At 41.0% G+C, this 10,380-nt stretch carries 9 protein-coding genes and 1 pseudogene; 5 read left to right on the top strand and 5 right to left on the bottom strand.

Translation table 11 applies throughout. The features are described from left to right. Together mtnC and L650_RS0108880 are read right to left on the bottom strand one after the other, a co-directional pair. Positions 1 to 560, bottom strand: a 560-nt coding sequence (mtnC, locus tag L650_RS0108885) for an acireductone synthase (RefSeq protein ID WP_029772880.1), incomplete at its 3' end; no start/stop codon positions are given. Continuing rightward, the gene (locus tag L650_RS0108880) at positions 560 to 1,183 is read right to left on the bottom strand and encodes a methylthioribulose 1-phosphate dehydratase (RefSeq protein WP_004587487.1); all 624 of its coding nucleotides are present in this window, start codon (positions 1,181 to 1,183) and stop codon (positions 560 to 562) included. The genes mtnC and L650_RS0108880, both read right to left, overlap by 1 nt. A gap of 212 nt (positions 1,184 to 1,395) precedes the next feature. On the opposite strand from L650_RS0108880, the gene L650_RS0108875 reads away from it, so the two are divergent. The 3 genes and pseudogenes from L650_RS0108875 (at position 1,396) to L650_RS0108865 (ending at position 4,743) form a co-directional block, all read left to right on the top strand. Continuing rightward, on the top strand, positions 1,396 to 2,538 hold the full coding sequence (locus L650_RS0108875) for a methionine aminotransferase (protein ID WP_029772879.1): 1,143 nt from the start codon (positions 1,396 to 1,398) through the stop codon (positions 2,536 to 2,538). Further along, positions 2,526 to 3,303: pseudogene (locus tag L650_RS0108870) on the top strand (amidohydrolase). Before L650_RS0108875 ends, L650_RS0108870 begins: the two are co-directional and overlap by 13 nt. Before the next feature lie 36 nt (positions 3,304 to 3,339). Beyond that, positions 3,340 to 4,743, top strand: coding sequence for a mannose-1-phosphate guanylyltransferase/mannose-6-phosphate isomerase (locus L650_RS0108865; RefSeq protein WP_085065452.1), 1,404 nt, complete (start codon positions 3,340 to 3,342; stop codon positions 4,741 to 4,743). A gap of 28 nt (positions 4,744 to 4,771) precedes the next feature. Here the strand turns inward: L650_RS0108865 and L650_RS0108860 are convergent, their stop codons facing one another. The 3 genes from L650_RS0108860 to L650_RS0108850 form a co-directional block, all read right to left on the bottom strand. Further along, entirely contained in the window at positions 4,772 to 6,928 is a 2,157-nt protein-coding gene (locus L650_RS0108860) for an ATP-binding protein (RefSeq protein WP_029772878.1), read from the bottom strand. Between the two features lie 116 nt (positions 6,929 to 7,044). Then, positions 7,045 to 7,701 carry a helix-turn-helix transcriptional regulator gene (locus L650_RS0108855; RefSeq protein WP_004587492.1) on the bottom strand — a complete coding sequence of 219 codons (657 nt, stop codon included), beginning with the start codon at positions 7,699 to 7,701 and terminating at the stop codon, positions 7,045 to 7,047. A 219-nt stretch (positions 7,702 to 7,920) separates the two neighbouring features. Next, positions 7,921 to 8,292: a histidine triad nucleotide-binding protein gene (locus tag L650_RS0108850; RefSeq protein WP_029772877.1), complete on the bottom strand. Its 372-nt coding sequence runs from the start codon at positions 8,290 to 8,292 to the stop codon at positions 7,921 to 7,923. 88 nt (positions 8,293 to 8,380) lie between these two features. On the opposite strand from L650_RS0108850, the gene L650_RS0108845 reads away from it, so the two are divergent. Both L650_RS0108845 and L650_RS23685 read left to right on the top strand, forming a co-directional pair. Next, entirely contained in the window at positions 8,381 to 8,992 is a 612-nt protein-coding gene (locus tag L650_RS0108845; RefSeq protein ID WP_029772876.1) for a DUF2057 domain-containing protein, read from the top strand. 164 nt (positions 8,993 to 9,156) lie between these two features. Continuing rightward, a protein-coding gene (locus tag L650_RS23685; RefSeq protein WP_128081053.1) for an IS3 family transposase occupies positions 9,157 to 10,380 on the top strand; the annotation gives its coding sequence in 2 pieces (ribosomal slippage) (positions 9,157 to 9,508 and positions 9,508 to 10,380; 1,225 coding nt annotated over the 2 pieces). This gene is flagged as partial in the annotation.

Below are 10,380 nucleotides of genomic sequence, written 5' to 3'. Positions count from 1 at the left end.
CCTGCCACATCACTTAAAAACAAGATTTCGTTAGCACTAAAGGGGAGCTGGTTAACTATAGTGTTATAGGCTGCTTGCTCTTGCTTTGCGCCGACTTTGGTATCAAAAAAATCATTAAACAGGGGGCGTATATCGCCATAGTCACTGTATTTAAAGAGTAACTGCTGCGCCCTTACCGAGCCTGATGAATAGACATAGAGTGCGGTGCCTTGAGCGTGCTGAGCTTGTAAAAACTCAAACGCATCTGCGTATAGGTGGCCTTTAAAATCCCCGTGCTCGTAGCCCGTTTGCCAAATTAGCCCTTGTATTTGCTTTAAAGGGGTAATTTTTTTATCTTCTTCAATCCATTTTAGTAACACGCTAATGACATTTTCTATATCGGCATCTGGCTCATTAATAATGGCTTTAACAGCCGCTATTTGCTCAGCGACATGGGTTTTATTTTCGTTTAAGCGCATAAACGTTGCTAGTTGCTTGGCTGCATACGGAAACAGCACCTCTTTTACAAATGAGATACGTGTTATGGTGCCTTCAATATCAGTTAAAATTGCTTTTATCATTATAGCTGTGCCCCAATACCTTCTATTTTTAACCGTTCCAGCTCGCAACTAAATAAAAACTCTAACCCTTCTAAATGGCGAAGTGCTTGCTTGTAATTACGCCCTACTACATAAACGCCATGCCCACGAATTAACACTGCATGTTCAATGGGTGTATGTAAGTGGTGATCACTAAGCAGCAAGCTTAAGCGGTCTATGTCTTGGTCGTTTTCAAAAATAGGAATGCTGAGCGTATCTAAATGCGAGGTTACTCCACTGAGTGACTTTTGCATTTCGTAACCGCTTAAATTTAATGCATGGCTTTTAATTACACGCGATAGTACGGTGGCTGCTACTGAGTGAGTATGCAGCACCACGTTTGCGTGCGGAATAAGCTTATACATGCCTAGGTGCAGTTGCGTTTCGGCCGATGGGTTGCCAGCACCTTTAGTGCGATTACCTTGATGATCAAGCTCAATGAACGTGTGTGTACCGAGCTGACCTTTATCAAAGCCGCTAGCGGTAACCACATACCCTGTTGCGGTGCGCGCCGAAAAATTTCCGCCGGTGGCGGGAACCCAGCCTTTTTGACTGATCCATTTTCCGGCTTCAATAAGTTGCGAAATAGCGGTATTGTTGTGCATACATTCCTCACCAATGAGTGTAATACCAATGCGTAATAATACTTAATGCGTTTGAGGCGCTAAACCAAACGCGAGCTGCGTTTTTGCTACCTCAAAATAGCTCAGTTAATTAAGCAAATTGATATAAAGCTATTTAATTTTAGACGGCTATACTTCTGTTTTAAGCAATGATAGCATCGCTTTAAGCGCAAAACCATCATTAAGGGCCTGTCGTGTTTGAAAGTAAATTACCAAATTTAAGTGTTAGTATATTTAGCCAAATGAGTGGTTTGGCAAGTCAGCATTCGGCAATAAATTTATCGCAGGGTTTTCCTGAGTTTGATGCGCCAGAACTACTGAAAAACCAGCTAAATTTTTATGTTCAGCAAGGGGGTAATCAATACTCGCCATCCAGTGGTGTGCCCCGTTTACAGCAACAAATAGCAAATTTAGTTTCGCGTAAATACGCGGCTAACATTGATGCAGCTGAGCAAGTTACGGTAACGTCGGGCGCCACCGAAGCATTATTTGTGGCTATTCAAACTATAGTACGCCCCGATGATGAAGTCATTGTGTTTGACCCCGCTTATGACTCTTACCAGCCTGCCATTGAGCTTGCTGGCGGTAAAACAGTTCATATTGCATTGCATGCACCCGATTATGCTATTGATTGGCAAACTGTTCGAAGCGCAGTGAGCAAAAACACGCGCGCTATAATTATTAATACGCCACACAACCCAAGCGGAAAAATACTTAAAAGCGATGATATAAACGCGCTTAAATCGTTAGTAAGCGACCACGATTTATATGTAATAAGTGATGAAGTTTACGAACATATTACCTTTGATGGCGATAAGCACTTAAGCATGCTTTGTGATGAGCAGCTGCGTGAAAAAAGCTTTATTATATCAAGCTTTGGCAAAACATTTCACAGTACCGGCTGGAAAATGGGGTACTGTATTGCGCCTGCACCGCTTGCTATTGAATTTAGAAAAATACACCAGTATGTTACTTTTTCAAGCTTTACACCTGCACAACACGCATTGGCCGACATGCTTGAACAACAAGGCGAGCATGTAGATGAGCTGAGTAATTTTTATCAGCAAAAGCGCGATTTACTGGCACAGCACTTAAGTGACAGCCGTTTTAATATTTTACCAAGCCAAGGTACGTACTTTTTATTATTCGATTACAGTGAAGTGTCTGATCTTAATGATGTAGATTTTTGCCACTGGTTAGTAGAGCAAGCTGGGGTTGCTGCTATTCCTTTAAGTGTGTTTTATAAGCAACCTTCAAATGATAAAGTGATTCGACTGTGTTTTGCTAAAAACGATGAAACCTTAATAGAGGCCGCGCAAATATTATGTCAACTTTAACGCTTACACTCGTTCAAAGTGCGCTGCATTGGCTTGATAAAGACGCCAATTTAGCCATGTTTGATAAAAAATTAGCAGCGATGAGCGCTCAACCTGATTTAATTTTACTACCCGAAACCTTCGCCACAGGCTTTGCTATTAACCTTGATTGCGCAGAGCCCGAAAATGGCAAAGTGCTGAGCTGGCTAAAAACCCAAGCACATAAACATAAAGCTGTTATTGCAGGTTCGGTTTTGGTTGCTCAAGGCGATAAAAAAGCGAATCGCTTTTATTGGGTGACCCCAAGTGGCGAGGTAAATTATTACGATAAACGTCATTTATTTCGCTTAGGCAGTGAGGGCGATTACGTTGTCGCAGGACAAGCGCGTAAAACGTTTGAAATTAACGGTTTTAAGTTACTGCCGCAAGTATGTTACGACTTGCGCTTTCCGGTTTTTCAGCGCAACAATAATGATTACGATGTAATGATAAACGTTGCAAACTGGCCTGCGGTTCGTCGCCATATTTGGGATACGCTATTAATGGCGCGTGCTATGGAAAACCTATGTTATGTAGTAGNTAGCCGTTAACCGTGTTGGCGACGATGGCAATGGTGTTGCGCACAATGGCGGCACGGCCGTGTACGACTTTAAAGGCGATACAATCGCCAAAGCAAAAGACAATATACAAGAGTTGCTTACCGTAACACTTGAAAAAGCACCGCTCGATGATTTTAAAGCTTCGTTTCCTGCTTATTTAGATGCCGACGCGTTTACCTTGGTATAAATCGCTAAGCATTAGCGCCTAGCCANTACAACCCTTATTACACCGGTAATTTTAGCGGGCGGCATTGGCACACGGTTATGGCCGCTTTCTCGCCAAGCTATGCCTAAGCAATTTTTACCTCTGCTTGATAACAAACACTCACTATTACAAAGCACGTTAGCGCGTGTGTCGGGCAAGGGGTTTGCAAAGCCAATACTTGTTTGTAACGAACAGCACCGTTTTATTGCTGCTGAGCAAAGTGCACAGGCCCCTCCTCATGCACTTTTGTTAGAGCCCCAGGGTAAAAATACCGCGCCGGCTATTGCGCTGGCAGCACACTACGCTTTACAGCAAGGCATAACCGGGCCAATACTGGTGATGCCTGCCGATCATCATATATCCAACTTTACTGAGCTCACACTTAAACTAAACGATGCAATTGAATTAGCCCAGCAAGGTATGCTGGTCACGTTTTCAATTACACCAACACAGCCCCACACTGGGTTTGGCTACATTAAGCAAGGTAGTAAAATAGCAGGCTCAAATTGCTATAAAGTGGCTGAATTTAAAGAGAAGCCCAGCTTGGCTACCGCTGAGCATTATTTAACTCAAGGCGGTTATAGCTGGAATAGCGGGATGTTTTTATTTACACCACAAGCCTATTTAAATGAACTAGAACGCTTTGCCCCAAAAATTGCACACAGTGTAAGCGCGGCGGCTAATTTCTCTGACGATTTAGGGTTTACAAGGCCGGTAAGTGGGCCACTTAAAACCTGCCCAAGTGACTCTATCGATTACGCCATTTTAGAGCGCAGTAATAATGTAGCAGTGCTGCCTGTTGCTCTTAATTGGAGTGATGTAGGCAGCTTTAGTGCCTTGGCTAGCCTTATTAAAAAAGATGCACATGGCAATAATGAAAACGACAGCCATAGCGCGCAAAATAGTACTAATAATTTTGTTTTAAGCGAAAACGATCACAGCGTTGCTACCCTTGGGGTTAGCGACTTAGCTATTATTCATACCCACGATGCCACCCTCGTTGCCAATAAAAACAAGCTCGATGGTCTGCCTTTATTACTCAAGCAATTAGCGGTTAGCCAAAGTGATAAACTCAATCACCATCAGGTTGTGTATCGGCCATGGGGCAATTACCGCACTTTAGTAACAGGGGCAGGGTTTAAAGTTAAAAAAATAACCGTAAACAGCGGCGCTAAACTTTCAACGCAGCGCCATCAGCATCGTGCAGAGCATTGGGTGGTGGTATCGGGGATTGCCGATGTACGTATTGATAAGCAAGCATTAACACTTAGCCACGACCAATCTTGCTACATTGCAGCAAAACAAATACACAGCTTAGCGAACAATCAAAAAGAGCCGCTAATTGTCATTGAAGTACAAACTGGCGCCGTACTAGATGAAAGTGACATAGAGCGTTTTGATGATAAGTATGGAAGAGAGTAAACAGCTTAATCTGCAATTGAAAAGCCCATTAACCCAACTGCCCGCGCACGTACTTTAAGTATTGTTCTAGGCTGCGCTGCCATAGCTCTAACGCCTCATCTAGCAGGTTGTTATGGGGTTTGTTATCAAGCAGGCGGCGCTCTATTTTTTTAAGCTCAATACCGTAACGGTTAAAGCCTAATTGCAGCGCGGTGCTTGCTTGGCGGTGCAATAATTTAATGCACTGCTCTGGTCGCTGGTCAATAAGTTCTTGGCATCGGGTTAGTTTAGTCCGTGCTGAGAGTACAAATTCATTGTAAATCGACGACACTTCATCCTCACTAAATGAGCTGGTTAGTGTTTCTGCTGCGGTTTCGTCGTATAAGGTGTCTATTAGCTCTACAGCTATATTTGTAGTTTGATTGGATTGTGAATCACTCAGTGCTTGGCGAAGCTTTTGCTGCTTAATTGGTTTGCCTACTATGTCTTTTATTCCCAGAGCTAAGTATTCTTTTACCTCATCAGGGCTTAAGCTTGCTGTAAAAGCCAGTACGGGCGTGCGCTGGTTTTTATGCTCCAAACGCTGCAGTCGTTTTAATACTTCTTGGCCGGTAAAGTCTGGCAGGTTCATATCCAGTAAAATAACGTCAAAGTGATGCGTTTGCAGCAGTTCAATAGCGCTTTTGCCATCTTTGGCGAGCTTTATTTTATGCTCATCTTCGGCCATAAATTCAATGGCAATTTTTTGATTTAAATCTAAATCTTCGACTAGCAGTACTTCAAGGCCGGTTAAGTAGTCTTTGTTTTGATGTCGCTGCTCTACCAAACTAAGTTCCCCTAGCGTAAAGGTGGTAGTAAAGCTAAATACGCTACCAGTGCCTAGTTGACTGGTTATTTCTAAACGGCTGCCTAGCTTTTCTAGTAAGCGGCTGGTGATGGCAAGCCCAAGGCCGGTGCCGCCTTTTTCTTTGCCGGCGCTACTTTGTACATAGGGTTCGGTTAAGTAGGCTATTTCGTCTTTTTCGATACCAGGGCCTGAGTCTTTAACGCTAATTTTTATGGTGTGCTCAAGTTGCCTGTCGCTTATTAAATCAACCTGAATTTTTACTATACCGTGGTCGGTAAATTTAATGGCGTTACCAACAAGGTTAATAATAATTTGCCTTAATTTTTGCTGATCGCAGTAGTAACAGGCTTGTTCAGGGATATTACATACCAGTTCAAACTTAAGTTGTTTTTGCTCCGCTAATGGGCTGAGCAATAAACATAAATTGTTTAACCAGGTTTTAAATTCAATGTCTTCTTCGTAAAGTGCTTCATCACTTTGATCTAGGCTTGCGTAGTCGAGCACTTTATCAACCAGTAAATTTAATGACTCGGCTGAATTAATAATGGCCTCACAATAGGCTTTATTGCGGGTGTCGGTGCTTTGGTTCATAACCAATTGGGCGCTGCCTAATATGCCATTAAGAGGGGTGCGAATTTCATGGCTAATCGTTGATAAAAACAGGCCTCTAATTTCTAAATCTTTTTGGGCTTTGTCGGCCAGCTTGTTAAGGTTTTTTTCTCTGCGTTCATTACACAAAAGCGCCATACCGGCGGCATAAAACATAGGTGCAATAACGCCATTTAAAAACAGTAAGCTGCTAAACCATGGGCTTTGCAATAGCAGGGGTTGTTCAATATTAACCATAAATAGTGAGCGGCTGATAAAGCTCAGGCCAACTAAAGTTAATATTAAAATGTAAACAATGGTGCCATTTGGGTAGGGCTTTCGGGCATATTTAATAAATAAAAACAGCAAAAAAGCGGCTTCTGCAATGTGCTGTACATCCGAGACGTAAATTCGCTCGCGTAAAGAAGGGTCAATAAAAGAATAATACCCCAACATTACGGCGCTAAACGCGGTAAAGGAGCACAGTAGCTTAAAGCCAATACCCCGATAATCTAAAAATTGGCATATAGCCAAGCTGTGCACAATTGATGCGCCAAACATCATACTGCTGGCAATACTAATCACAATAAGGTTGTGCGTTTTACCAATAAGCGTAAAGCCAATTACTGCGCCTAGTAATAAAACCGGGTAAAAAATATAAAGTAGAGTACCTGGGGTACTTTTGTTGGTACGCCAAGTTAAAAAATTAAGAAGGGTCATTACAATAATAACGGCAATGCTGGCAAAAAAGAGGGTAAATGAGTCGAGCATAGAGTTTCCAGCAATGGGTACTTTAAATAGAGTAATAAAAAGCGATTAATTTAACAAGCATGCAGCATAAACAAAAACAGGCACCATAAGTGCCTGTTTTTAAATTACGAAATTGATTAACGAATTTCGTCTGGAATGTTTTGTTGAGCCCAAGATAATAGCTCAATACGGTTACGACATTTAGTTTTTCTAAATGCGCTGTATAAATGTGTTTTAACTGTGTGTGGGCTGATGCTTAAATCTTCAGCAATTTCTTTGTTTTTAGAACCCTTACTCATTAACGAGATTATTGCTTTTTCTCGTTTAGTGAGTTTAATTGGCTCTATGTCACCTTCGGTCAGCTTGTGTAGTGCGTCTTTATTAAACTGCAGCATGCGGTTTAATGCATTACACATAATGTCACGTCTGTACCAAAGCTGATCTTCTAAAAGTAAGCGAATACCTTTCATTAATACATCAGCGTTATCTGTCGTATAAAACACGCCACGAATACCGCTCAACAGCGCGCGGTTAGCGAGCTCTGGGTTTTCGTCTAGGTTAAATAATACGATATCGCACTTGGTGCGCAGGTTAACTAGCTGTTCTTTTAGTTTACCCCATGCATCGTTACTTGATGTTTCAATGAACAGTAATCGAGTCCCTTCTGGTACATCTAAAATATTTGTACCCGTGGTTACGTCAAGGCCTTGCGTTTTTAACAAAGGTTCTAAAACGTTAATGCCAATGGTGTTAATTGGCTCTTGATCTAATAACAAAAAGGCTGAACTGCTCATGTTTTTATACTCTTTTTATAAAGCTGACTAGTTAAGTTTATCACGACTTCCACACCTTTTGTATTAGAAAGTCGGGTTTCGCCTTGTGAACAAGTACGATTTTACGATTATTTAAACATAAAATGTTGCAAATAAGTAATTATTTTTCACTTTATATACATGATAAACCATAACATTTGTAACTAGCTAAATACTAATAATTCCAGTGAATTTTTATTATTAAATTTTTAATTTTTTAGCTTCTTGATACGGAGGCCAGCCCATTTCTTTGCCTGCAAGCATATGTAAATGTATGTGATACACGGTTTGCCCGCCGTGTTTATTGCAGTTCATTACTACTCTGTAGCCATCGTCACTAAAGTTAAATTGCTTGGCTAATTTAGCAGCAACCTCGTATAAATTTCCAACTAAATGTGAGTTTTCGCTATTAATATCATTGATAGTGGCAATTGCTTTTTTTGGAATAATTAACACATGAAAAGGAGCTTGCGGGTTTATATCTTTAAATGCAAGGGTAGTGTCGTCTTCGTAAATAATGTCGGCAGGAATTTCGCGGTTAATAATTTTTGTAAATAATGTTTCTGTGCTCATAATCGTTTCAGTGTAAGGTTTGAATTTAAAGTCACTAATGACAAATTTTGTTTGCAGTGTCAAACTCAAAACAAATAAAGGAGTTTTTATGCGTAAACCAATGTTAATAACTGCAGCTGCGGCACTATTGATGAGTATGTCAGTAAGTGCCGGAAATATTCACTTTCCTGAAGAGTTAGTGCCTTTACAAGTCGGCGAAAGAGTGATTGAAAGCTCTCTATTTAGCCGCGTTGACGACATTGAACTTGCCCCTGGGTCTTATCGATTAAAATTAAAATACACCGATTTATACGAGCTAGGCTTTGACGACCATGAGGTAATAGAGTCTGAACCGTTTTGGGTAGATATTACTATTGACGATAACAAAGACTACGACATGGTGTTTAATCGTGCCGATAACGCGGTATCAGCGAAAATATTTGCTGAGGCACCACAGGTAAGTTTAAAAGCAAAGGGCGCGTCTGTGGCACAGCCGCTTAGTGTTATTTCAAATACACAGCTTGCAAGTCAAAAGCCTGCTTTACAAAATACGGTGCCAGCGGGTCCAACGCGTCCAAGCCAACCTATAAAGCCTATTGCGCCTATTAATGGCAAAGGCATGCCAAGTGCACCGCAAATGCTAGAATTTTGGTGGCAGCAAGCCACGATTGCTGAGCGAAAGGCCTTTTTAGAAAAGGTGACGAACCAAGGCGCTGAATAATAAACTTATCTCAAGCTACTAATTTTAAGCGCTAACTGCGCTGAGCTTAGTTACAGTTTTTAGTTTGAGAAAATTACAGTATTAAAAAAGGCCGATAAATCGGCCTTTTTTAATGGTTTTGCTGTCTTGTCCTGAAATGTGTTTACACATTTAGGACTTATTTTATGAAAACCACTAAAATTAAAGACGTTAAGCGTACTCAGCGAGATTATACATTAGGCTTTAAATTATCTATTGTTGAGCAAGTAGAAAAAGGCGACTTCACCTATAAACAAGCGCAAAGTCATTACGGTATTCAAGGCCGCAGTACCGTTCTGGTATGGCTGCGAAAACATGGTAAATTAGATTGGTCTAAACCAACTTATATAGCCAACATGCCTAAATCGAAAGAAACCCCAGCACAAAAAATTAAACGTTTAGAGCGCGAGATAGAAGAGTTACGCCTAAAGGATTTAATCAAAGATGAAATGATTAATATTATGGATGAAGAATATGGAGCGGGCTTGCGAAAAAAGTACATATCCGAGCTATCACGCGCGCAAAAGAAAACCATCAAATAAAGCTTACTCCGTTATGCCGTGCATATGGCGTAACGCGACAAGGTTACTATCAAGCTATGCGCAGAATAGATGCTCGGAATAAAGAATTGGAGCCAGTCAAAGAATTAGTGATGTACTGGCGGCAATTCATGCCTCGTATTGGTGGGAAGAAACTTTATCTGATGATAAAGCCAGACCTGCAAGAGCGTGGCATTAAACTAGGTCGTGATTGTTTTTTTGATTATTTGAGAGAGCATGACTTTCTTGTAAAACCAAAGAAAAATTACACTAAAACAACAAACAGTAACCATTGGATGCGCAAGCATCCCAATTTACTAAAGGAATACATGCCTACTGCGGCCGAGGAAGTCTTCGTTAGTGACATTACATACGTAAAGTCAGCGCAAGGCGTGCATTACCTATCGTTAGTCACTGATGCTTACAGTCGAAAAATAATGGGTTATGAGCTGAGTGATGAAATGAAAGCAACCGATGTAGTCAGAGCATTAGAAATGACAATTAAGCAACGCGTATATAAACGTGATGCCATTCATCATTCAGATAGAGGTTTACAATATTGCTCTGAAGTATATCAAAATGCGCTATTAAAAGAGGGCATTAGACCATCGATGACCGATGGGTATGACTGTTATCAAAACGCATTAGCAGAGCGTATTAACGGGATATTAAAGCAAGAGTTTTTACTGTATAAATGTCGCAATATGGCAGAGTTAAAACAGCTCGTTGAAGAATCGATATTTATATACAATGAAATGCGACCGCACTTAAGTTTGGATATGAAAACACCAAATCAAGTGCATAAAAAAGACCTGGCGCTTTCGCACCAAG

The sequence above is a fragment of the Pseudoalteromonas sp. TB51 genome, from assembly GCF_000498055.1.
Taxonomy (GTDB): Bacteria; Pseudomonadota; Gammaproteobacteria; order Enterobacterales; family Alteromonadaceae; genus Pseudoalteromonas; species Pseudoalteromonas atlantica.
This window is presented reverse-complemented; position numbering and strand designations above follow the sequence as displayed.